Genomic DNA, 22,037 nt, shown 5'->3' with positions numbered 1-22,037 from the left:
CCCAAAGCGCCGGCCCGCCTCAGCCCGCCTTGCACACCTCGTGCAACGCGTTGAGGCGCCGCACCGGATCCGCGACATACGGATTCGACTCGTCCCACGCGTAACCGGCGAGCACCGCGCAGATCATGCGGCGGATCGGCGTCACCTGTTCCGGGTAGTAGATGATGTCCTGCAGCTCGCCCGTGTACCAGCGCTCGACGAACGCCCGGAACGTATCGATGCCCTTGCGCAACGGCACGTCGTAATCGGCTGACCAGTCGACCGTCGCGCCGTCGAGCTGCCGGTTCAGCGCGCGCGCCGCCAGATGCGCGGAGCGCAGCGCGATCGTCACGCCCGACGAAAACACCGGATCGAGAAACTCGCCCGCATTGCCGAGCAGCGCATAGCCCGGCCCATGCAGACTCGCGACATTCGCCGCGTAGCCGCCGATCTGCCGCACCGGCATCAGGAACGGCGCCTGCCCGATCAGCCGGTTCAGCGTTGGCTCCTGCCGGGTCAGCGCGCGCAGCGCCGCCTCGCGCTGTGTTTCGGGCACCTCGAGAAAACTCGCCTCGGCGACACATCCCACCGAACAACGGCCGCCCGCGAGCGGAATCATCCAGAACCACACGTCGCGACGCTCGGGATGCGTCGCGATGCAGATCTTGTTGCGATCGATGGCGTCGAGCGCGAGCCCGTCGCGCACGTGCGTGAACAATGCGGCGCGCGTCGGCATGCGCGTCGGCGCCTCCAGCTTCAGCAGGCGCGGCAGCACGCGCCCGAAGCCGCTCGCATCGAGCACGAAACGCGCTTCGACCCGATACGCGCCGGCACTTTCATCGACGACGTCGAGCACCGGTGCCGCGCCCGTGCGCACCGCGCTCACGGTGTGGCCGAACCGCACGTCGGCACCCTGCGCGGCCGCGCAGCGAATCAGCACGTCGTCGAACAGCGCGCGCTCGACCTGGTACGTGGTGCCCCAGCCCGGCGAATGCTTGTCGCGAAAGTCGAACGACGAGCTCTGGTCGCGATATACGAAGTGCGCGCCGTTCTTGTACTGGAAGCCCGCCTCGACGACGGCCTGCAGCATGCCGGCCTCTTCGAGGTACGCCATGCTTTGCGGCAACAGGCTCTCGCCGATCGAAAAGCGCGGAAAGTGCTGACGCTCCAGCACCAGCACCGAGCGGCCCACCTTACGCAGCAGCGCGGCGGCCACCGCGCCGGCGGGACCCGCGCCGATGATCGCGACGTCGACCACGGTCCGCTTTGAAGAATCGCTGTTCAAATCACTCCTCCAACGGTTTGCGTGCGTTGCCGCGCCGTATGCGAGCCTCGCCACGCTTCGAACATCAGGCTTGCGCAGCTCCCGCCGAACCCGAAAGAAACCGACATCGCCGTGTCGATGCGCGCGTCGCGCGGCAAGCGCACGAGCGGCATGTCCCGCACTTGCGGCTCCGGCGTATCGACCAGCGCGGTCGCCGCGATAAAGCCGTCGCGCATCATCAACAGCGTATAGATCGCTTCGTGCGCGCCGCACGCGCCGAGCGAATGCCCGGTCATGCCCTTGGTCGACGAAAACGCGGGCAACCCTTGCACCGATGCACCGAACACCTCGCGCAACGCGTGCAGCTCTTCGAGATCGCCGAGCGGTGTGGACGGCGCATGCGTGTTCACGTAGTCGGGACGCCGGCCCGCCTGCTCGAGCGCGCCGCGCATCGCGCGCGCGATGCCGGCCGCACGCGGCGCGACCATGCCCGCGCGATCGGTGCAATCGCCGAAGCCGCTCAGCTCCGCGTAGATGCGCGCGCCGCGCGCGAGCGCATGATCGAGCGCTTCGAGCACGAGCACGCCGCCGCCCGACGCGATCACGAAACCGTCGCGCTGCGTGTCGTACGGTCGCGACGCGCTCCGGGGCGTGTCGTTGAAGCGGCGCGACAGCGCGCCCATCGCGTCGAACATCAGCGTCGTGTTGTCGTGCAGCGCTTCGCTGCCGCCCGCGAGCACGATCTGCTGGCGGCCGGTCTGGACCAGCTGCATCGCCTGCCCGATCGCGAGCGCCGACGTCGTGCATGCCGATGACGGCGAATAGCTGACGCCTTCGAGCCCGAACATCTGCGCGACGTTCGCCGACGCGGTGCTGCTCATCACATGCGGCACCGTGAACGGCGGCACCTTGTCGACGCCGCGCGAGTGCGCGATCGCGAGCGCCGCGTCGTAGCTCGCCATCGTGCCGACGCCCGAGCCGATCACGACACCCGCGCGCGGCGACTGCAATGAAGCGGGGTCGAGCCTTGCATCGTCGATCGCGCGTCGCGCCGCGTGGCACGCAAAGCGCGCGGTGTCGCCCATGAAGCGTTCGAGCTTGCGCTCGAACGGCGCCTCGTGCGCGACCGACGCCACGCCCGCGACTTGCGATGCAAGCCCGCGCTCGCGCCATGCATCGATACGTTCGATTCGCGAGTGCCCCGCGCGCAACGCCGCGCAGACCTGGTCGAGCGTATTGCCGAAACACGACACGATGCCCATGCCGGTCACGACCACGCGTTGCAGGCCTGTGCTCATCGAACGCGCCGGAAAATCAGCGACGTGTTGATGCCGCCGAACGCGAAGTTGTTGCTCATCACGTACTCGGCGTCGATCTCGCGCGCGCCGCCGACGATGTAATCCAGCGGCGCGCAAGCCGGATCGAGGTGGTCGAGATTCAGGGTGGGCACGTACCAGTTGCGCTTCATCATCTCGATCGTCCACCACGCCTCGGTCGCGCCGCACGCGCCTAGCGTATGGCCCACATAGCTTTTCAGCGAGCTGATCGGCATGCGCGCGCCGAAGGTCTGCGCGGTCGCATGGCTTTCGGCGATGTCGCCGCGATCGGTCGACGTACCGTGCGCGTTCACGTAGGCAATCGCTTCGGGCGGCAATTGCGCGTCGCGCAGCGCGAGTTGCATCGCGAGCGCCATCGTGTCGGCGGTGGGTTGCGTCATGTGCGCGCCGTCCGAGTTGCAGCCGAAGCCGACCACTTCCGCGTGAATCCGCGCGCCGCGCGCCAGCGCATGCTCGTACTCTTCGAGGACGAGCGTCGCCGCGCCCTCGCCGACCACGAGGCCGTCGCGCGCGGCATCGAACGGACGCGGCGTCAGATGCGGCTCGTCGTTGCGCGTGCTGGTCGCGTACAGCGTGTCGAACACGGCGACCGCGGGACCCGACAGCTCTTCCGCGCCGCCCGCGAGCATCAGCGTCTGTTTGCCGGACTGGATCGCCTCGTACGCATAGCCGATCGCCTGGCTGCCCGACGCGCACGCGCACGAGGTCGGGATGATGCGGCCTTTGAGGTCCCAGAACAGGCTCACGTTGACGGCCGTCGTGTGCGGCATCATCTGCACGTAGCTGTTCGACGTGACGTTGCTCATCAAACCGGTTTCGAGCATCGTGCCGAACGCGCGGATCGGCTGCACCGAGCCCGACGACGAACCGTACGCGACGCCCATGCGGCCATCCGCGATGCTCGTGTCGTCGGCGAGGCCCGCGTCGGCGAGCGCGAGTTCGCTCGCGCGCACCGAGTACAGCGACACCGGGCCCATCGAACGCACTTTCTTGCGCGGGTAATGCGCGGGGATCGTGAACCCGAGCAGCGGACACGCGAGCCGCGTATGCAGCGACTCGAAGTAATCCCACTCGGAGATGCGCCGCACCGCGTTCTCGCCGCGCTTCAGGCGCGCTTGAACCGCGTCCCAGCTATCGCCGAACGCGGTCACGCCGCCCATGCCGGTGATGACGACGCGCTTCATCAGACCATCCCGCCGTTCACGCCGATCACCTGGCGCGTCACATACGACGCGCCATCCGACATCAGAAAGCTCACCACCGACGCGACCTCCGCCGGCTGGCCGACGCGGTTCATCGGCACGGTCTTCAGCGCGTGATCGAGCGTCACCTGTTCGAGCATGCCGGTTTCGATCAACCCCGGCGCGACGCAATTGACGGTGATGTTGCGCGACGCGAGTTCGACCGCGAGCGCCTTGGTCGCGCCGATCAGTCCCGCTTTCGCGGCGCTGTAATTGACCTGGCCGCGATTGCCCATCACGCCCGACACCGACGCGATCGTGACGATACGGCCGCCCTGGCGCGCGCGCACCATCGGCATGGTCAGCGGATGCACGACGTTGTAGAAGGCATCGAGGCCGGTTTCGATCACGACGTCCCAGTCTTCTTCGGTGAGCGCCGGAAACGCCGCGTCGCGCGTGACACCCGCGCTGCACACAATGCCGTAGTAAGGACCGTGCGCGGCGACGTCGGCTTCGAGCGCCTCGCGGCACACCGCGCGCTCGCGCACGTCGAATTGCAGCACGCGCGCCGTGCCGCCCTGCGCGGCGATGCCCGTCGCGACCGCGTCGGCTTCGCTGCGTCCGGTGCGGCAATGCACGGTCACGGCGAACCCGTCGACGGCCAACTTGTACGCAATCGCGCGGCCGATGCCGCGGCTTGCGCCGGTAACGAGAACTCGCCGGCTCATGAACTCATACTCCCTTCGATGAATGACTGAAAATCGGGCGGTTGAAACACCTTGATCACCGCTTCGGCACAGCGCGCGTCGCCGTCGTCGATCGTGCATTCGTAGGCACTGTGGCCTGCGTCGCTGCGCAGCAGCTCGCTCACGTGAACGCGCAAACGCGCGCCGCTTTGGAACACCGGCTGCAGCGCCTGATAGCTGCGCGAGCCGAGCAGCACGCCGGGACGCGCATGGCCGCCGCCGCGCATCGCGACGAGCGCGATGTGCGCGGCGATCGCCTGCGCCATCAGTTCGATGCCGATCCAGGCGGGCATCGCGCCGGCGGCGTCGGCATACCATGCGTGCGGGTCGACGTCGGCGAAGGCGCTCAGCGTGGTGTCGGCGAACGTGTCGATCGCATCGAGCAGCAGCATGCTGCCGCGATGCGGGATGATCGCTTCGATCGGCTGACGCACGAGTTGCTCGACAGTGAGTGGCGGAGTCGTCATGCGCTTTACCGGGCGAGAATCAGGCTGACATTGCTGCCGCCGAACGCGAACGAATTGCTCATCGCGTACTGCGTGCCCGTGCCGCGCGGCAGATGGCGCGCGCCCGCGACGAGATCGAGCGCGGGCAGCGCGGGATCGGCCTCGCCGTCCCATAGATGCGGCGGCAACGTCGCGTTCTCGCGCGCGAGCGTGAGCCACGCGAAGCCGAGTTCGGTCGCGCCGGCCGCGCCGAGCTGGTGGCCGGTCAACGGCTTGGTGCCGCTCGCGGCGACGCCGCCGGGGAACACGCGCGCCATCAGATGCGCTTCCATTTCGTCGTTCTTCTGCGTGGCGGTCGCGTGCAGATTCACATAGCCGACCGCCGAGGCCGCGATGCCCGCGTCCCCGAGCGCTTCGCGAAGCGCGAGTTCGCCACCGACGCCCTGCGGGTCCGGCGCCGAAATATGATGCGCGTCGCTCGATTCGCCGAGGCCCGCGAGCCGCACCGCCGCTTCGTCGCGGCTCATCAGGAACACGGCCGCGCCCTCGCCGACGTTGATGCCGCGGCGATTGCGGCTCATCGGATTGGTGCGCGCGCTGCTGGTCGATTCGAGCGACGCAAAGCCCTGCACCGTCAATTCGCATAGCGAATCGACACCACCGACGACGACCGCATCGCATAGCTGCAATTGCAGCAGCCGACGCGCCGACGCGAACGCCTTCGCGCTCGACGTACACGCGGTCGAAATCGTAAACGCCGGCCCGTGCACGCCGAGCGCGGCGGCAGCGAACGGCGCGGCGGTGCCGATTTCCATCTGCCGATAGTTGAAGTTGGCCGGCAACTCGCCGGCTCGTGCGTGATAGACGAACGCGGTTTCGGCCGCCTCGATGCCCGACGTGCTGGTGCCGAGCACGACGCCGATGCGCTGCGGGCCGTAGCGCTCGCGCGCGGCTTCGAACGCGGGCGCGATCTGCGCGAGCGCCGCGAGCAGCAGCCGGTTGTTGCGGCAGTCGTAGCGCGCGAGGTCGGCGCGCGGCGCGAGATCGAGCGGCGCGAGCACGCTGCCGACGAACGCGTCGCCGATGCCGGTATGCACGTTGCCCATGCCGGGCGAGCGCGCGGCGGCGAGCGCCGGCACGATCTCGTCGACGTCGCCGCCGAGCGCGTTGATCATGCCTAGCGCGTGCAAATAAACTGTTGGCGCTTTCATGCCGCCCTCCGTGGTTCCGATGACTTGCCCGAGCGCGCTGCCGATGGCATGCCGAGAGGCGCGAGCAGCACCGCCACCGCGATGCCGAGCGCGAGCGTGGTGCCGAAGCTTTTGAGCGCGGGCATCGCGCTCACGCCGAGCATGCCGAACGACAACAACGTGGTCGCCGCCGACAGCAGCACGCCGGTCCACACCGCGCCGAGATCCGCCTCTGCGCGCACGCAGCCTTCGCGCAGGAACACCGCATAGTTTGCGCCGACGCCAAGCACCAGCATCAGCGCGAGCCAGTTGAACAGATTGAGCGGCACGCCCGCGTAGCCGAACACCGCCAGCGCGACGCCGACCGCGAACAGCACCGGCAAGGTCGTGGCGATACCCCCGCGCGCCCCGTAGCGCAGCATCAGCAGCACGCACACGAGCACGAGCGCGCCGCCGAGCCACCAGCCGCTATCCACGCGATACGCGCCGAACAGCCTCGACACGCTCGCGGCCTTATCGACGAACACGACGCCGGGCAGGCCGCGCGCGAGCGCGATCAGCGCGGGCTCGTTGCGCGGCGTCACGCCTTGCGGGATCACGACGGCCGCGTAGCCAGATTGATGAGCCCGATTCTTGTCATTCGATCCCGCCGCGCCGAGCCACAGATGCCGATACGGCTGCGACCACGGCGCCGCGAGCCAGCGCTCGACGGTCAGCGGCGCGGGCGGCTGAGCGAAGCCGGCGAGCCACGCATCGGCGACTTCGTCCTTGAAGCCCGCTTGCAGCAGCGTCGCACGCAACGCGGCGAAGTCGCCGAACACATGCCGCGCGAGCAGCGCGCGATCCTCGCGCTGACGTTGCGCGGACGGCACGAACTGCGCGACCGACTGGTAGCCGCCGACGCTATCGGCGCTGCCGTTCAGCGCATCGAGCTTCGCACCGAGCGCTTCGGCGCGTTGCAGCACCGCTTCCTGGGTCGCGCCGCGCACGACGAAAAACTGCGCGCTGTTATCGACGCCGACCGCCTCGCGCACCGTGTCTTCCTGCGCGGCCAGCGACGCATCGCGCTGGATCAGCAGATGGATGTCGTCGTCGCTGCTCAGACGCAGCCAACCGGGCACCGACGCGATCAGCAGCAGCGCGGCGACCAGCCAGGCGCGCTTGCCGCCGAGCGCATGCTGCCAGCGCGCGAGCAGCCGCGCCGCGCTCGCGAACAGGCGCCGAGGGCTGTGCTTCGGCGCGCGCGTGAGCAGCGCGGGCAGCAGCGACAGTACCGACGCGAACGCGGTCGTAATGCCCACCATCGCGAAGCACGCGATCTGCTTCAACGCGGGGAACGGCACCCACATCAGGATCGCGTAGCCGAGCAGGCTCGTCGCCAGCGCAACGCCCAGCGCGGGCCGTACCCTCCGCGCGCCGAGCCGCGCATCCCAGTCGCGGCCCGCGCCGAGATAGACGACGAAATACTGGATCGAGTAATCGACAGCCTCGCCGATCAGGCTCGCGCCGAACACGAGCGTCAACAGATGCAGCTTGCCGAAGATCAGCAGCGTCGCCGCGAGCGCGCAGACGATGCCGAGCGCGGTCGATACGAAGCCGAGCAGCAACAGACGCGGCGAGCGGAACACCCACATCATCAGCAGCGCGATGCCGGCGAGCGACGCGATGCCGATCACGTGCACCTCGTGTTCGGAAGCGCTGCGCGCGGCCTCGGCGTAGAACACGGCGCCCGTGCGTGCAACCGATACGTCGGGAAACGTCTGACGCAACGCGCTTTGCGCATCGGCGAGCGCCGCGTGTACCGCGCGCTGCGTCTTCGTTTCGTAGGCGGAGCCCGGCAGGGTCGCGATGACCAGCACGCTGGTCATGTCGCCATGCGCGTCGTGACGATGCGACACCAGCAGGTTGTCCTCGACTTCCAGATTCGACGTCGCGAGCGGCAGATTGCCGAGCCAGCGTTCGAGCCAGCCGAACGGATCGTCGGCGAGTTGCGTACTGAGGCCGCCTTGCAGCGGGCTGTAGATGCGCTGCGCGAGCATGTCGTGCAGCGTCGTCGCGCGCGCGGTCGCGAGCGCGGTGCGATCGGCCGGCGCGAGCAGGCCGAAGCGGTATGGCAGATACAGCGCCGAGATCTGCGACAGGTCGAACGGCGGCAGTTCGGCCGTCACCGATGCGAATGCGCCGCTCTTTTGCAGCGACGCGCCCAGCTGCTTCGCGGCCGCTTTCGCGTGCGCATCGTCGCGGCTCGTGACGAGCAGCACGGTGCGATCGCCGAGCGCGCTCGCGAGCGTGTCGACCGCTTTCTCGGCGACCGGGTCCGCTTCGGTCGCGGGCAGCAGCGCGAGCAGATTGGTTTCGAGCGGCGACGCTCCGGCGAAGCGCCAGCCGCAATACAGCGCCGCCAGCAGCGCGAGCACGAGCCATGCGGCGCGCACGCCCCACGCATGTTTCGCGGTTCGCTGCTGCGGCATGTCCATCACGGCGCTCCAAACAGGCTGCGCTCGTCCGGCGTCGGCTCGGCAACGGCCATGCTGTTCGCGAACTCGAGCTTCGTCACGTCGCCGTTCGCGAGCGTGATGCGCAGGTTTTGCAGATAATCGCCGCCGCTCATGTCGAGGCCCTTGATCGATTGCGCGAGCTGCGGTTGATTCGGCGTGAGTCGCATGCGCCATTGCGCAGCGCTGCCTTCGGCGCTCACGTCGAACTGCGAGTACAGCGCCGACAGATCGCCGCCGAGCATCGCGCGCATCATCTTCGACACTTGCGCGACGCCGCGGCTGCCCTGCGCGCTATGCGTGCTCACGCGGCGGCCGCTGGCGTCGAGTTGCGCGACGCCAGCGTCGGTGATCACGTAGGTGGCCTTGTACGGCGTGTCGATCCGCCAGATCACGCCGCGCTCGCGGAAGAACAGCAAGGTGCCGTTGCTGACGAGCGGCTGCTTCATCGCGGCAAGCGTCTGCGTCTGCGTGAACTGCGCGCGCACGCCCTTGGGCTGCGCGAGACGCGCGGCGATCTGCGAGACGAGCGCGGCGTTGGCGTTGCTGGCGGCGTTGGCGGCTGGAGCCGTATTGCTGGCGGTGGCCGCATCGGCCGACGCCGCTGCCAATGCAAGCGCCCCGATTGCGACGATCGCCCCCGCCAGCCGCAACACGAGCGCTCCCAGCGCGCACCGGTTCACCGTCCCCATACGCGCTCCAGCTTTTCGAATACGACCGGCGGCGACACGAACTGCAATTCCTCGGTGGCGGCATCGACGGCGACCTGGACCGTATAGCCCTTCGTGAGCCGCGCGCCCGATGCGCAATCGACGATTTCATAGCCTATTTTCAGGCGGTTTTCGTATTCGAGCAGTTGCGCGCGCACCTCGATCTTCTGTCCGTACACGGCGGCCCGCACGTACCTCAGATGCGCCTCGACGATCGGCCACAGATAGCCGGACGCCCGCATCTCGCGATAGTCGTAGTCGAACGCGCGCAACAGCGCCGCGCGGCCCAACTCGAAGTACTTCAGATAATTGCCGTGCCAGCACACGTTCATTGCGTCGACGTCGTGAAACGGCACTTCGACGGTCGCGCTCGCGGCGAGCACGTGCTGCGTTTTCGCGGGCTCGCTCATGCGTTGACTCCTTGGCGATCGGCAGCGGCACCGGCATCCACATGCGCCGCGGCACTCGTAACAGCGCGTGCGTGCCGCACATCGTTCAGATCATGGTCGGCCATTTGCGCCTCGCTCGGGGCTGGCCCAGAAATCGAAGAAATTGAACCATTGGTAAGGGGCCTTGCGGCAATAGTGTTCGAGGCGCAGCGCGTAGCGTTGCGCCCACGCTGCCAGATGCTGCGCGCGTTCGCGGCGCGGCAGCTCGATGCGCTCGGCGAACGGCTCGAAATACATGCGGTAACCGTCGCGTTCCTTCAGGCAGAAGAACAGGTAGACCGGACAGCCGAGCGCATGCGCGAGCACGTAGGGTCCTTGCGCGAACCGCGCGCTCGCGCCGAGAAATTGCGCGTCGGTGGTGCGTCCCGCCTCGCGCGCCGGCACCCGATCGCCGACGATCACCAGCAGCTCGCCCGCATCGATGCGCTGCTGCATCAGCACCGCCGTCTCGGGACCGAAGTCGCCGACTTCGAGCAGATGCCGCGCGAAGTCGCGATTCGACGACGCCAGCACCTCATTGAAGCGGCGCGCGTGCCCGGTGTAGACGACCGCCGTGACCTTCGCGTGTTCGCCGCGGATGGCGAGCGCGCGCATCATCTCCAGATTGCCGAGGTGCGCGCCGATCACGAGCGCGCCCTTGCCGCTCGCGATCAGTGCTTCGAACGCCGCAGGATCGTCGAACGTGACGTCGGTGTCGTCGACGCGGCCGGTCCATGCGGCGAGCTTGTCGAAGCCCGATTGCGCGAACGCGAGCATATGGCGATACGCGGACAGCCAGCCCGGGCGCGGCGTATCCGCCGACGGCGCGACCGCGCTCAGATGCGCGAAGTAGTTGTCCGACGCGGCGCGCGCCGCGCGGCCCGTCAGCAGAAAATACGCGACGACCGGATGCAGCCACAGCGCCGTGAAGCGGCGGCCGAACAGCTTGCAGCTCAGCGCGAGCAGGCTCATGCCGAGGCGGCTGCCGCGTTCGGCGATGCGCCACCAGGCTTCGGGCCGGGCTTCATCGGCGGCGTCGGCCAGCGCGCCGCGGCGCGGCATCAGCTTGTGCGCGAGCAGCATCGGCAGACGCCACAGCATCCCGAACACGAGCCGCGTATGGCTGCGGCTGATTCGGACGTTGTCCCACAGCACGTCGAAATGCGACACGCCGTCGGCCGCGTAGGTCACGCGCGTCGGGATCGAGCGGAACGCGGCGCGGCGCCAGTAGAGACGCACGAGGATCTCGATGTCGAAGTCCATGCGCGTGGGCAGTCGCACGCTGTCGATCAGCTCGCACGCGAGCGCGAGCGGATACAGACGAAAGCCGCACATCGAATCGCGAATCGTCAGCGACAGCGTCTCGATCCACACCCACACGTGGGTCAGATAGCGGCCGTACAGACGTGCCTTCGGCACGCTGTCGTCGTAGACCGGACGGCCGAGAATCACCGCGCCGGGTTCGACGCGCGCGGCATCGATGAAGCGCGGCACGTCGGTCGCATCGTGCTGGCCGTCGGCGTCGATCTGCAGCGCGTGCGTGTAGCCCGCGGCGCGCGCGGCGCGCAGGCCCGCCATCACTGCCGCGCCCTTGCCGCCGTTTGCCGGCAGACGCAGCAGCGTCATCTGCTGTGCGTATTGCAGCGCGAGCGCGGCGAGTACCCGCCGGGTCGGCGCGTCGCTGCCGTCGTCGACGACGAAGATCGGCAGGCCGTGCACCGCGAGATGCGCGACGCTCGCACCGATCGCGTCCTTGTGGTTGTAGATCGGAATGACGATGCAGGGCGCGAACGTCATCACGCGTCCTCCCGATGCACGAGCAAGCCCGACGCGCATTCGCGTCCGTCGAGCCGGTACGCGAACTGCACACGCCGGCGCGCGGCATCATAGGCGAGCGTGAGCTCGAGCACCGCACCGGGCGACACCGGCGCCATGAACTTCAGGCGGTCGACCGATGCCACCTCTCGCACGCGCGGCCAATGCCCGGCCGCGAGCCGCGCTGCCCAGTCGACCTGCACGACGCCCGGCAGAATCGGCAGACCCGGAAAGTGGCCGGCGAAATGCTGGAGTGACTGCGGCACGCGCAGCACGTAGTGCAGCGTGTCGCCGACGCGCATGTCGCCGACGCGCATGTCGCCGACGCGCGTTTCGGCGACGCGCGTTTCGGCGAGCACTTCCATGCCCTCGGCGAGCGGCGCGAACGCGGCCGCAACCGCGCTCGCGGGCAGCTTGCCGCGCGCGTCGAATGGCAGGCTCACGCGAAAACGCCAATGACGCGGCAGCACGACCGCATCGAAGTAATCGGCCAGATGCCGGCGCAGCGTTTTCGCCAGCGCGACGCGGCCTTCGTCGCGCAACGCAGCGCCGCCCGCTTCGGTCAGCGCGACCACCGCGCCGACGCGTTCGCGCGACGCGCCTATGAGCGGCACCAGCGCCGCCTGCGCGACATACGGATGCAGCGCGAGACGCGCCTCGAGTTCCGGCAGCGAGACGCGCTTGCCGCCGAGCTTCAGCACGCGGTCGAGGCGCCCTTGCAAGCGGAAGCGCCCGTCGGCATCGAACGCGATGCGATCGCCGGTGCGATGCCAGCCGTCGTGGTCGAGATGCGGCGAGCGCACGCACAGCGCGCCGTCGTCGTCGCGGCGCACCTCGGCGCCGGCGACCGGCTGCCACGCGTCGCCCTGATCCTGACGCCGCCACGCGATCCCGCCGGTTTCCGTGCTGCCGTAGATTTCGAGCGGCGCCGCGCCGTAGCTCGCCGCATAGGCCTGCGCGGCGTCGGCAGCGAGCGGGCCACCCGACGAAAAGAACGCGCGCGGCGCGGGCGTAAGCGCGGCGAAGCCCGGCAACGCGGGCCAACGCGACAGCTGCGCGGGCGTCGACACGACCGCCGTCGCGCCGCATTGCGCGATGCGCGCCTGCAGCTGCAGCGGCTCGACGCCGATCGCGCGATCGAAGGCGCGACCGGCCGCGAGCGGCCACAACACGCGAAACAGCAAACCGTAGATGTGGTGATGCGGCACGCTCGCGAGCATCGTCGCGTCGCCGAGCAATGCGCCCCATTGCCGTTCAAGCGTGCGGACTTCGGCGTTGAATTGCGCGAGCGTCTTGCGGATCGGCTTCGGCGTGCCGCTGCTGCCGGATGTGTAGAGCGTCATCGGCGCATGGGCGTCGATCGGGTGGGCGGTGTGAGCCGTGCGATGCGTCGCTGCGACGAACGGCGGCAGATCCGCATCCGTCAGCAGGAAGTCGTAGGCGTGCGCGAGATCGGCGAGATAGCCCGGCGTTGCATTGGCCGGAATCACCGGCTCCTTGCCGCACGCGAACAGCGCGAACAATGCGCAGGCGAACTCGAACGGATCGTCGATGCAGAGCGCGCAGCGCCGCGCGTCGGGCGTTCGCACGAGCTCGATCAAGCCCTCGACGCGCGCGCGAAACGCCGCGCGATCGAGCAGCACGGCGCCATCGCGGCACACCGGTGCGGCGGACGTCGCAAGGGCGGCATCGGCCGACAACAGATCATGCAATGCGAGCATCAGGCGGCCTCCGAATCCGCTCGCGCGGCGCGCGGCATCACGAACAGACGTCGCCATACGTATTCGCCCGCCAGCAGCGCGCCGATCAGTCCATAGGCGATCGCGCCGTTGTACAGCGACCAGGCCGCGCGGCTCCAATAGAGCGCGGTGTAGACGGAAAACGCGCCGTTCAGCACGAAGAAAACGCACCAGACCTGAGTCACGCGCCGCGTATAGCGCACCGCACCCGGCGGCAGATCGGGACTGCCGAGGCGCGCAAATTTTTCGATCATCGACGGCCCGCGCACGAGCGTCGCGCCGAACGCGATCAGCAAACCGAGATTGACGAGCGACGGATAGAAGCGCAGCAGCAGCTCGCTATCGGTGACGACGATGGTCGCCGATGCGCAGCTCAGCATCGCCACCACGCTCCAGTCGAGCGTGGAAAGCTGCCGCAGCGACATCGCAACCGGACCGCCGCCGGCCCAGCGCTGCAGCCATAAAGTCACGAGCAGCATGCCGCCGACGAGACGCGGCGCGTCCCAGCGCCATGCGCACAAGATCAGCGCGGGGTAAGCGAGTTTCAGCAGCACCTGCAGGACGGTCCTGCTCCAGTGAGGCCGCGCGCCGGATTCGCTTGCGGCGGGACGTGGCTGCGACATCTGCGTGCGCGGGTGCGCGACCGGCATCAGCCTTGCGCCGCGAGCAACGATTCGACCGCGCCGATCACGTCGCCGACCGTGCGCACGGATTTGAAGTTCTCCGGCTTGATGCGGCGGCCGGTCATCTCCTGCAGCTTGATCGCGAGATCGACCGCGTCGATGCTGTCGAGATCGAGGTCTTCGAACAGGTTTGCGTCGGGCGTCACGCGCTGCGGCTCGATCGCGAAGTTTTCCTGAAAGATCGCGCGGATGCGCCCAAGAATCTCAGTCTCGGTCACGATTAAACCCCCTTCCTTGCGGTTTCGTTCGCAGTGTGCGCCGCTTCGCGCTGACTCTCGACCAACGCGGCAAGCGTGTTGATCGAGCGAAAGTGCTCGCGCGTGCGTTCGTCGTTCGCCACGATGGTCAATTGGTATTGTTTGCGCAGCACGATGCCGATTTCGAGCGCGTCGATCGAATCGAGACCGATGCCGTCGGAACCGAACAACGGGGCGTCGTCGTCGATATCGGCGGGGCTCAGGTCTTCGAGATCGAGGGCTTCGATCAGAAGCTTTTTAATTTCCAGTTTTAAAGAATCCATAGTCGAACAGGTGCTGGGTAATGTGGGCTTCTACGGCATTCGTCACGCTGCGCGCCGCGATGGCCGCGGTGGTGTCGTGCGCGGCCAGCTCGTCGACGCCAAGCGGCGCGAGCACGTTCACGCGCATCCGGAAAGCGCGCGCCGGCACGTCGTACCAGCGCATCTGCCGCGTGAACGCGGGCGGATCGCAATCCATCAATACCGGCACGATCGGCGCGCCGGCCTTCAGCGCCATGTGCGCGAATCCGCGCGAGAACGCGTGCAGCCGGTTCGGCGCCGGGCTGCGCGTGCCTTCCGGAAAAATGATCATCGTATAGCCGGCCGCGAGCTGCTTCGCGCCGGCCTCGACGAGCGCGATCGCGTCCGCGTTGCTCACGTATTCGGCCGCGCGCACGATGCCCCAGAAACACGGGTTGTGCCAGTGCGTGTGCTTCACGACGCAGCACGCGCGCGGCGTCAACGACAGCAGAACCATCACGTCGAGGTAAGTCGGGTGATTCGCGACGACGATCGCCGGCCCGCCCGCGCACAACGCCTCGGCGCCGGACACCTCGAGTTCCATCACGCCGAGACCGCGCAGCATCGCGACGAGCGCGCGGAAAAACCGCTGAATCACGACGGTCACCGCGCGCTGCCGCGAGGCGCGATGCGGCCACAGCCACGCGAGCGGAAACACGAGCACCGAAAACAGCACGCCGCACACGCCGAACGCGACGAAAGCGAGGCCAGTCGCGCAAAAACGCCACGCGTAATCAAGCCGCGCGCTCATCCCACCTCCAGTGCCACAGCGCGCCGGCGCGCTGCCAGCGCGCGGGCCGGCCGGTTTCGAGGCAGTGCAGCAGCGCCTCGCTCTGGGTCGCAAAGCTCGGGGCGGCGCTCAACGCGGATCGCGGGTCGCCGCGTTGCTCGGCCACCTCCTCGTCAGCGCGGGTCAAAGAGCAAACAACGTGCCCAGCCGACGCATCTTTGTCGAGCAACACCGCGATCGCACCGCCGTGCACTTCGTCTTCGATCGTGCCGTACGCGAGATCGGCCGGTTCGTCGGCATACACGAGCAGCACCGGCGCATCCGGTTGCGTCGCGTATTGCGCATACGCTTCGAGCAGTGCATAGCCGAGCGTCTGCGCGCCAGCCGATACCGCGCTCGCGGCCGAGCGGTCGCCGCGCGCAATCCCGAACACGCCGGTCATCGCGTTCAACACCGACAGGCTGAAGGCGGTCGGCGATACCGGCTCGCCGGCGCTGATGCTGCGCAGGATGTCGGTGGTACGCCGCAACTCCCCGTGCCGCGAAGCGAACACCACGCGCGCGGGTTCCTGCGCGACGCAGTCGTGCGCGACCTTGAGCGCCACCTTGGACAGCGTGCTGAGACGCCGCCGCACGATCGGCTCGATGAAGCCGATATCGGGTGCGGCAGACGAGGTAGCCGGCCAGCTAGACCAGCGACCGACCGGAATGGTCCAGTGCAGATCGGGCATATTGGTGTTCGCGCGTGGAAACGGGGAAGGGGCTCAAGCGCCTGACGGAATACACAGCCGTCACGGCGAGCGCCGCCGCGCGGATCGGGAAGTTCCAACCCGGGACCGACCAGTCTGCCTGTCAGGGAATGCAGCACCGGCGATCGGGCCCGATTTGTCAGGCGCCCCTGACAATCGGTGTAGTGGATAGCGGCTCAGGCTCCGTTTGTGGCCGAATAGTACCGGGTATTTTGAATCAGATCGGCGAGGAAAGACGTATCCATCTGTATCCGCGCCTGTCACGCAACACATTGTTAGACGATTTGACAAGACCGGCCGCGACGACGCACCGGAAGGCGATCTCGTGCGTCGGCGCTGGCGCGACAATGCCGCCGGAACCGACGAAAAACCTTTCATTCGTCTTTCTTCGAATGCACCGCAGAGCGAAAACACCGACGCCGCGTCGTCCGTGCAAACAACATTCGTGGCAACGATGCGTCCGCGCCTGCTATACTCCGGCCCTCATTGGGGAGTAGCCGCCCCGCGGCACGTCCGCACCGCTTCGCCGGTGCGTCGCACGTGTGGTTCGCGGGGGCGCCTGTCAACAGACTTGGCCTGCACGGCCATGGCAGTCGCAGCCTCTGGCCTGGCGAGACCGATGATCCACACGCGCCGCAACAGGGCCCGGCGTGTCGTGGGTCGTCGCTCGTTCATCTTCGGCCCGAGGAATCCATTCAACGTGAATCAAGCTTTTCTGATTTCGACCGGAGCGGTCGCGCTCGCCGAGATCGGCGACAAGACGCAACTGCTCTCGCTCGTGCTGGCCGCGCGCTATCGCAAGCCCGTGCCGATCATTCTCGGCGTGCTCACGGCGACGCTGATCAATCACGCAGGAGCCGGCGCGCTCGGCGCGTGGCTCGGCTCGATGCTGACGCCGACCATCATGCGCTGGGCGCTGGCGGTGTCGTTTATCGGCATGGGGCTGTGGATTCTCGTGCCCGACAAGCTCGACGACGAGGAAGCCAACACGAACCGCACGCACTTCGGGGTGTTCGGCGCGACGGTCGTCACGTTCTTCCTCGCGGAAATGGGCGACAAGACACAGATTGCGACGGTCGCCCTCGCCGCGCGCTTTCACGATTTCTTCGGCGTGGTGGCCGGCACGACGCTCGGCATGATGATCGCGAACGTGCCGGCGATCCTGCTCGGCGACCGCTTCGCGCATCGTCTGCCGACCAGGCTCGTGCACGGCATCGCCGCGGTGATGTTCGTCGTGCTGGGCGCGATGGCGTTGTTCGGGGTCGGGGTCTGAGCTACTGCGCGGCCTTCGGCGCCGACGCCGCGCCCGCGGGGGGCGTGGCCGCCGGCAGCGACACTTCGTTGGCGTCGGCACCGCCACCGCCGCCGAGCGGAATCTTCACGGTGCGCACCGCGCCGTTGGCCAGCGGGAAATCAGCCAGCGCGCTACGCGCCAGATATGGCATTGCCCGCACCAGCGACGACTCCTCGCCGACATTGCGCGCCGTGACGTTGTAGACCTCCCGGCCGCTCGCGCGCTCGGTGATCCGGATGCCGAGCAGATGCGTGAACACCGGATAGCTCTGGTTCACGTACGTCGCCGGGAAAGGTCCCCACGGTCCCCACGGATCGAACGGCCGGCCCCAGTAAGGACCGGGCCACGGGTTGTAGTAGACCGGCTGCGCGACGGTCACGATGTCCGAGCGGATGCCATAGGCGAGCTCGACCAGATAGCGCGCGTCGTCGTGCGAGACTTCGCGGAACGCGTGCAAGGCGAGCTCGTTCGCGACGATCCGCTCGTACGCGCTCAGCTCGAGATTGTTCTTCTGATCCTCGTGCCGCGTGAACGCATAGGTGCGCGTCGCGTCGCTTCCGCTCCAGTCCGAGAACGCCGTGACCTGCGTGGTCACGTAGGTCGTGCAGCCGGACAGCAGCGCCGTCAGCGCGATGAACAGCAGCGCGACGCGGCGGGTCCATCGATCGATGTTCATGGTCTGCCTCGTGATGCCTCTGATTGCATCTATTCTGCTTCAGTTAAAACTCTGCTTCAGTCGAGATTATTCCGTCGCGCGATCCGCTGCCCGGCGGACGATGCCGGCGCTCCGCCACGCGTGGCGCCCGATAATACGCTGACCTCGCCAGCCGGTAAAAGGTTCTTCCCCGGTCCGTCGAAAGCGGCAGCGCTACCCGGCGCCGAGACTCGGCCCCCTTCCCTTCCGCACGATTGCCCGAGGCTTTGTACAATGAGTCGACCAAGCCCGGCTCGCGCGCCGTTTGCGCGCCCGACCGCTCAAGTACACCACCACAGAACGCCATGGCCGATACCGCAACGCCCAATGTGATCCGCCGCGCCGATTACGCGCCGCCCGCCTTCCTGATCGACACCGTCGCACTGGAGTTCGATCTGGTCCCCGAACGCACGGTCGTCAGGAACACGATGCGTGTTCGCCGCAACCCGGATGCGTCGCGCGCCGCGCATCTCGAACTGATGGGCGAGCAACTGGAGTTCGTCAGCGCCGCGATCGACGGCAAGCCATTCCCGAACGCGCACCCCCACGAGCACGGCCTGCTGCTCGACGAGGTGCCGGACAGCTTCGAGCTGACCCTCACCAGCATCTGCAATCCCGCGGAAAACACCACGCTGTCGGGGCTGTATGTGTCGAGCGGCAACTTCTTCACGCAGTGCGAGGCCGAGGGCTTTCGCCGCATCACCTATTTCCTCGACCGCCCCGACGTGATGGCGAGCTTCACGGTCACGCTGCGCGCGAGCAAGGCCGACTATCCGGTGCTGCTGTCGAACGGCAATCTTCTGGAACAAGGCGAGTTGCCCGACGGCCGCCATTTCGCGCGCTGGGAGGACCCGTTCAGGAAGCCGAGCTATCTGTTCGCGCTCGTCGCGGGCAAGCTCGTCGCGCTCGAAGAACGCGTGAAGACCGGCTCAGGCAAGGAAAAGCTGCTGCAGGTCTGGGTCGAGCCGCACGATCTCGACAAGACCCGTCACGCGATGGATTCGCTGATCCACTCGATCCGCTGGGACGAACAGCGCTTCGGGCTCGAGCTCGATCTGGACCGCTTCATGATCGTCGCGGTCAGCGACTTCAACATGGGCGCGATGGAGAACAAGGGGCTCAACATCTTCAACACGAAGTACGTGCTCGCGAACCCCGAAACGGCCACCGACACCGACTTCTCGAACATCGAGGCGGTGGTCGGTCACGAGTACTTCCACAACTGGACCGGCAATCGCGTGACCTGCCGCGACTGGTTCCAGCTGAGCCTGAAGGAAGGCCTGACGGTGTTCCGCGACCAGGAGTTCTCGGCCGACATGGCGGGCGGCGCCACCGACGAAGCCGCGCGCGCGACCAAGCGCATCGAGGACGTGCGGGTGCTGCGCCAGATGCAGTTCGCCGAGGACGCGGGCCCGATGGCGCATCCGGTGCGCCCGGAAAGCTACGTCGAGATCAACAACTTCTACACGATGACCGTCTACGAGAAAGGCTCGGAAGTCGTGCGGATGTATCAGACGCTGTTCGGCCGCGACGGCTTTCGCCACGGCATGGACCTGTACTTCAAGCGTCACGACGGCCAGGCCGTGACCTGCGACGACTTCCGTCACGCGCTCGCCGACGCGAACGGCCGCGACCTCGCGCAGTTCGAGCGCTGGTATAGCCAGGCCGGCACGCCGCGCGTGTCGGTGCGCACGCGCTACGACGCCGCGCAGCAGCGCTACGGCGTGACACTGCGCCAGGGCTACGGCGATGCCGTGCCGGCCGCGCGCGAAACGCAGAAGGGGCCGCTGCTGATTCCGTTCGCGATCGGTCTGATCGGCAAGGACGGCCGCGATCTGCCGCTGCAGCTCGACGGCGAGGCGAAGGCGTCGGAGTCGACCACGCGCGTGCTCGAATTCACGCAGACCGAGCAGACCTTCACGTTCGTCAACGTCGGGCAGGAACCGCTGCCGTCGCTGCTGCGCAATTTCTCGGCGCCGGTGATCGTCGAATACGACTACACGGGCGAACAGCTCGCGTTCCTGCTCGCGCACGACAGCGATCCGTTCAACCGCTGGGAAGCCGGCCAGCGGCTTGCCACGCGCGAGTTGCTCGCGCTGGCCGCGCGCGCGGCCACGGGCGCGGCGCTGCAGTTCGACGACTCGGTGGTCGCCGCGTTCGCGCGCGTTTTGACCGACGAGACGCTCTCGCCGGCGTTCCGCGAGCTCGCACTGATGCTGCCGTCCGAAGCGTATCTCGCCGAGCAGATGGCCGAATCGAATCCGGCCGCGGTGCACGCGGCACGGCAGTTCGTGCGCAAGCGCCTCGCGAATGCGCTGCGTGACGACTGGCTGAAGGTCTACGAGCAGCATCGCACGCCGGGCGCCTATGAAACGACGCCCGAGGCCGCCGGTCATCGCGCGCTGAAGAATCTGGCGCTGTCGTATCTGACCGAACTCGACGACTCCGCGGACGCCGTGCGTCTCGCGGCCGCGCAATATGAAACCGCGAACAACATGACCGACCGCGCGGCCGCGCTGTCGGCACTGCTCAACGCGGCCGCGCCGCAAGGCGGCAGCCCCGAGGCGCAGCACGCGCTCGACGACTTCTATCGACGCTTCGAGAAGGAGCCGCTCGTCATCGACAAATGGTTCGCGTTGCAGGCCACCCAGCGCGGCGGCGCACGACATCCGGTGATCGATACGGTGCGCAAGCTGATGACGCATCCGGCCTTCAACCTGAAGAACCCGAACCGGGCGCGTTCGCTGATTTTCAGCTTCTGCGCGGCCAACCCCGCACAGTTCCACGCGGCAGATGGCTCCGGCTACGCATTCTGGGCCGAGCAGGTGATCGCGCTCGACGCGCTCAATCCGCAGGTGGCCGCGCGCCTCGCGCGCTCGCTCGAACTGTGGCGACGCTTCACGCCGGCGCTGCGCGACAGCATGCGCGCGGCGCTCGAGAAAGTGGCCGCACAGGTCAAGTCGCGCGACGTGCGCGAGATCGTCGAGAAGGCGTTGGCGTGATGCCTCTCTGAGTTCCCGGGTCACATCGGAAAGCCGGCACGCGTTGCCGGCTTTTTTTTTCGCGCTGTTTTCAGCTGCGTTCACGCGCTCGTGTCGCGCCGTTAGCCGTTTGGCCGACTGTTCATCGGACCTCGCCGGGCAGAAAGTATACGTACAGGTTTGATGGTTTACATTTAACGCAGCACGTTATACGATTCGATGATCACGACATTCGCAGACAAGGCCACCGCAAGAATTTTCCAGGGCAGGTTCGTGCATTCGTTGCCACGCTCGATCCAGGCGCTAGCGCATCGCAAGTGGCTGATGATCGACGCCGCGAGCTCCGTCTCGAATTTGCACGCGCCGCCCGGAAACCGGCTCGAAGCCTTGCAAGGCCAGCGCAGCGGGCAATGGAGCATCCGCATCAATGCGCAGTGGCGCATCTGTTTTCACTTCGTCGGCGAGAACGCGCTGAATGTCGTGATCATCGACTATCACTGACTACTGGGAGACCGACATGGTCATCAAACGCTCGGCGCTCAACAGCATCGATTTCTCCGACATCGATACGGGCGCGGCCATTGCCGAGATCCATCCGGGCGAAATTCTGCGCAGCGAGTTCCTCGAGCCGCTCGGCATGTCCGTCAACGCGCTCGCGCTCGCGCTGCGGGTGCCGGCGCCGCGCATCAACGACGTCGTGCGCGGCCGCCGCGCAATCTCCGCCGATACCGCGCTGCGGCTCGAGCGCTACTTCGGCGCCAGCGCGCAGTTCTGGCTCAATCTGCAAATCGCCTACGACCTGCGTGTCGCCACCGCCGCCGCCGGCGAGCAGATCGAACGGGAAATCGAACCGATGCCGCGCGCCGAGCGCCCGAAACTGCCCCGCGTGCCGGCCGGACACGCCCGGGCCGCAGCCCTCGCAGCCAGCGTCAGCGGCACCGTCTCGGCCAAGGCGCGCCGCAAGACCTGAAGCCGGTCGTGCAACCAAAAGCACGGAGCCGACACAAACGAGCGGTTAAAATCCCATCATTCTTCTAGC

21 protein-coding genes and 1 riboswitch are annotated in these 22,037 nt (G+C 67.5%); of the genes, 4 read left to right on the top strand and 17 right to left on the bottom strand.

Translation table 11 applies throughout. The features are described 5' to 3' along the window. Positions 1-19: 19 nt before the first annotated feature. The 16 genes from OKW30_RS23505 to OKW30_RS23430 all read right to left on the bottom strand — a co-directional run bounded on the left by OKW30_RS23505 (position 20) and on the right by OKW30_RS23430 (position 16,011). Positions 20-1,264 (bottom strand): NAD(P)/FAD-dependent oxidoreductase, encoded by a 1,245-nt coding sequence (locus tag OKW30_RS23505; protein WP_429347717.1) that lies wholly within the window; start codon positions 1,262-1,264, stop codon positions 20-22. Then, on the bottom strand, positions 1,261-2,541 hold the full coding sequence (locus tag OKW30_RS23500; RefSeq protein ID WP_429347716.1) for a beta-ketoacyl-[acyl-carrier-protein] synthase family protein: 1,281 nt from the start codon (positions 2,539-2,541) through the stop codon (positions 1,261-1,263). The genes OKW30_RS23505 and OKW30_RS23500 overlap by 4 nt, the downstream gene beginning before the upstream one ends. Beyond that, a complete protein-coding gene (locus OKW30_RS23495) occupies positions 2,538-3,764 on the bottom strand; it encodes a beta-ketoacyl-ACP synthase (protein ID WP_429347715.1) in 1,227 nt (408 codons plus the stop codon). Before OKW30_RS23495 ends, OKW30_RS23500 begins: the two co-directional genes overlap by 4 nt. Next, positions 3,764-4,489: a 3-ketoacyl-ACP reductase FabG2 gene (locus OKW30_RS23490; RefSeq protein WP_429347714.1), complete on the bottom strand. Its 726-nt coding sequence runs from the start codon at positions 4,487-4,489 to the stop codon at positions 3,764-3,766. Before OKW30_RS23490 ends, OKW30_RS23495 begins: the two co-directional genes overlap by 1 nt. Continuing rightward, entirely contained in the window at positions 4,486-4,974 is a 489-nt protein-coding gene (locus OKW30_RS23485) for a hotdog family protein (RefSeq protein ID WP_429347713.1), read from the bottom strand. Before OKW30_RS23485 ends, OKW30_RS23490 begins: the two co-directional genes overlap by 4 nt. A gap of 5 nt (positions 4,975-4,979) precedes the next feature. Then, positions 4,980-6,164 carry a beta-ketoacyl-[acyl-carrier-protein] synthase family protein gene (locus OKW30_RS23480; RefSeq protein WP_429347712.1) on the bottom strand — a complete coding sequence of 395 codons (1,185 nt, stop codon included), beginning with the start codon at positions 6,162-6,164 and terminating at the stop codon, positions 4,980-4,982. Then, complete coding sequence (locus OKW30_RS23475; RefSeq protein WP_429347711.1) at positions 6,161-8,620, bottom strand: MMPL family transporter; 2,460 nt, start codon at positions 8,618-8,620, stop codon at positions 6,161-6,163. The genes OKW30_RS23480 and OKW30_RS23475 overlap by 4 nt, the downstream gene beginning before the upstream one ends. Then, on the bottom strand, positions 8,620-9,330 hold the full coding sequence (locus OKW30_RS23470) for an outer membrane lipoprotein carrier protein LolA (RefSeq protein ID WP_184070788.1): 711 nt from the start codon (positions 9,328-9,330) through the stop codon (positions 8,620-8,622). Before OKW30_RS23470 ends, OKW30_RS23475 begins: the two co-directional genes overlap by 1 nt. Then, positions 9,318-9,758 (bottom strand): acyl-CoA thioesterase, encoded by a 441-nt coding sequence (locus OKW30_RS23465; RefSeq protein WP_187628936.1) that lies wholly within the window; start codon positions 9,756-9,758, stop codon positions 9,318-9,320. The genes OKW30_RS23470 and OKW30_RS23465 overlap by 13 nt, the downstream gene beginning before the upstream one ends. Before the next feature lie 90 nt (positions 9,759-9,848). Then, the gene (locus OKW30_RS23460) at positions 9,849-11,573 is read right to left on the bottom strand and encodes a glycosyltransferase family 2 protein (RefSeq protein WP_184070792.1); all 1,725 of its coding nucleotides are present in this window, start codon (positions 11,571-11,573) and stop codon (positions 9,849-9,851) included. Then, positions 11,573-13,312, bottom strand: coding sequence for an AMP-binding protein (locus OKW30_RS23455; RefSeq protein WP_429347710.1), 1,740 nt, complete (start codon positions 13,310-13,312; stop codon positions 11,573-11,575). Before OKW30_RS23455 ends, OKW30_RS23460 begins: the two co-directional genes overlap by 1 nt. After that, positions 13,312-13,980: a hypothetical protein gene (locus OKW30_RS23450; RefSeq protein ID WP_429347709.1), complete on the bottom strand. Its 669-nt coding sequence runs from the start codon at positions 13,978-13,980 to the stop codon at positions 13,312-13,314. The genes OKW30_RS23455 and OKW30_RS23450 overlap by 1 nt, the downstream gene beginning before the upstream one ends. After that, positions 13,980-14,231, bottom strand: a complete 252-nt coding sequence (locus tag OKW30_RS23445; protein ID WP_429347708.1) for an acyl carrier protein — start codon at positions 14,229-14,231, stop codon at positions 13,980-13,982. The genes OKW30_RS23450 and OKW30_RS23445 overlap by 1 nt, the downstream gene beginning before the upstream one ends. Positions 14,232-14,233: 2 nt before the next feature. Beyond that, positions 14,234-14,533, bottom strand: coding sequence for a phosphopantetheine-binding protein (locus OKW30_RS23440; protein WP_429347707.1), 300 nt, complete (start codon positions 14,531-14,533; stop codon positions 14,234-14,236). Further along, positions 14,508-15,302, bottom strand: a complete 795-nt coding sequence (locus OKW30_RS23435) for a lysophospholipid acyltransferase family protein (RefSeq protein WP_429347706.1) — start codon at positions 15,300-15,302, stop codon at positions 14,508-14,510. Before OKW30_RS23435 ends, OKW30_RS23440 begins: the two co-directional genes overlap by 26 nt. Continuing rightward, positions 15,286-16,011, bottom strand: coding sequence for a beta-ketoacyl synthase chain length factor (locus tag OKW30_RS23430; protein ID WP_429347705.1), 726 nt, complete (start codon positions 16,009-16,011; stop codon positions 15,286-15,288). The genes OKW30_RS23435 and OKW30_RS23430 overlap by 17 nt, the downstream gene beginning before the upstream one ends. 494 nt (positions 16,012-16,505) lie before the next feature. Then, positions 16,506-16,719, top strand: a riboswitch (yybP-ykoY riboswitch). Positions 16,720-16,729: 10 nt separating this feature from the next. On the opposite strand from OKW30_RS23430, the gene OKW30_RS23425 reads away from it, so the two are divergent. Continuing rightward, positions 16,730-17,302 carry a TMEM165/GDT1 family protein gene (locus tag OKW30_RS23425; RefSeq protein WP_429347704.1) on the top strand — a complete coding sequence of 191 codons (573 nt, stop codon included), beginning with the start codon at positions 16,730-16,732 and terminating at the stop codon, positions 17,300-17,302. A 1-nt stretch (position 17,303) separates the two neighbouring features. On the opposite strand, the gene OKW30_RS23420 is transcribed toward OKW30_RS23425, so the two are convergent. Then, a complete protein-coding gene (locus OKW30_RS23420) occupies positions 17,304-17,999 on the bottom strand; it encodes a DUF4136 domain-containing protein (protein WP_429347703.1) in 696 nt (231 codons plus the stop codon). Between the two features lie 323 nt (positions 18,000-18,322). Between OKW30_RS23420 and pepN the strand changes: the two genes are divergently transcribed. From pepN to OKW30_RS23405, 3 genes are all read left to right on the top strand, one after another. Then, entirely contained in the window at positions 18,323-21,019 is a 2,697-nt protein-coding gene (gene pepN / locus OKW30_RS23415) for an aminopeptidase N (protein ID WP_429347702.1), read from the top strand. A 198-nt stretch (positions 21,020-21,217) separates the two neighbouring features. Beyond that, positions 21,218-21,499, top strand: coding sequence for a type II toxin-antitoxin system RelE/ParE family toxin (locus OKW30_RS23410; protein WP_429347701.1), 282 nt, complete (start codon positions 21,218-21,220; stop codon positions 21,497-21,499). Positions 21,500-21,515: 16 nt separating this feature from the next. Next, entirely contained in the window at positions 21,516-21,968 is a 453-nt protein-coding gene (locus tag OKW30_RS23405) for a HigA family addiction module antitoxin (RefSeq protein WP_090801406.1), read from the top strand. The last annotated feature ends 69 nt before the right edge of the window (positions 21,969-22,037 follow it).

The sequence above is a fragment of the Paraburkholderia sp. Clong3 genome (assembly GCF_050436485.1).
Taxonomy (GTDB): domain Bacteria; phylum Pseudomonadota; class Gammaproteobacteria; order Burkholderiales; family Burkholderiaceae; genus Paraburkholderia; species Paraburkholderia tuberum.
The sequence above is the reverse complement of the archived record's forward strand: the minus strand, read 5'-3'. Positions and strand labels throughout refer to the sequence as shown.

Bases quoted from the DNA above. Each gene is read 5' to 3' on its own strand.
- OKW30_RS23500 (WP_429347716.1), bottom strand. From the start codon at position 2,541: ATGAGCACAGGCCTGCAACGCGTGGTCGTGACCGGCATGGGCATCGTG.
- OKW30_RS23495 (WP_429347715.1), bottom strand. From the start codon at position 3,764: ATGAAGCGCGTCGTCATCACCGGCATGGGCGGCGTGACCGCGTTCGGC.
- OKW30_RS23490 (WP_429347714.1), bottom strand. From the start codon at position 4,489: ATGAGCCGGCGAGTTCTCGTTACCGGCGCAAGCCGCGGCATCGGCCGC.
- OKW30_RS23485 (WP_429347713.1), bottom strand. From the start codon at position 4,974: ATGACGACTCCGCCACTCACTGTCGAGCAACTCGTGCGTCAGCCGATC.
- OKW30_RS23480 (WP_429347712.1), bottom strand. From the start codon at position 6,164: ATGAAAGCGCCAACAGTTTATTTGCACGCGCTAGGCATGATCAACGCG.
- OKW30_RS23475 (WP_429347711.1), bottom strand. From the start codon at position 8,620: ATGGACATGCCGCAGCAGCGAACCGCGAAACATGCGTGGGGCGTGCGC.
- OKW30_RS23470 (WP_184070788.1), bottom strand. From the start codon at position 9,330: ATGGGGACGGTGAACCGGTGCGCGCTGGGAGCGCTCGTGTTGCGGCTG.
- OKW30_RS23465 (WP_187628936.1), bottom strand. From the start codon at position 9,758: ATGAGCGAGCCCGCGAAAACGCAGCACGTGCTCGCCGCGAGCGCGACC.
- OKW30_RS23460 (WP_184070792.1), bottom strand. From the start codon at position 11,573: ATGACGTTCGCGCCCTGCATCGTCATTCCGATCTACAACCACAAGGAC.
- OKW30_RS23455 (WP_429347710.1), bottom strand. From the start codon at position 13,312: ATGCTCGCATTGCATGATCTGTTGTCGGCCGATGCCGCCCTTGCGACG.
- OKW30_RS23450 (WP_429347709.1), bottom strand. From the start codon at position 13,980: ATGCCGGTCGCGCACCCGCGCACGCAGATGTCGCAGCCACGTCCCGCC.
- OKW30_RS23440 (WP_429347707.1), bottom strand. From the start codon at position 14,533: ATGGATTCTTTAAAACTGGAAATTAAAAAGCTTCTGATCGAAGCCCTC.
- OKW30_RS23435 (WP_429347706.1), bottom strand. From the start codon at position 15,302: ATGAGCGCGCGGCTTGATTACGCGTGGCGTTTTTGCGCGACTGGCCTC.
- OKW30_RS23430 (WP_429347705.1), bottom strand. From the start codon at position 16,011: ATGCCCGATCTGCACTGGACCATTCCGGTCGGTCGCTGGTCTAGCTGG.
- OKW30_RS23420 (WP_429347703.1), bottom strand. From the start codon at position 17,999: ATGAACATCGATCGATGGACCCGCCGCGTCGCGCTGCTGTTCATCGCG.
- pepN (WP_429347702.1), top strand. From the start codon at position 18,323: ATGGCCGATACCGCAACGCCCAATGTGATCCGCCGCGCCGATTACGCG.
- OKW30_RS23410 (WP_429347701.1), top strand. From the start codon at position 21,218: ATGATCACGACATTCGCAGACAAGGCCACCGCAAGAATTTTCCAGGGC.
- OKW30_RS23405 (WP_090801406.1), top strand. From the start codon at position 21,516: ATGGTCATCAAACGCTCGGCGCTCAACAGCATCGATTTCTCCGACATC.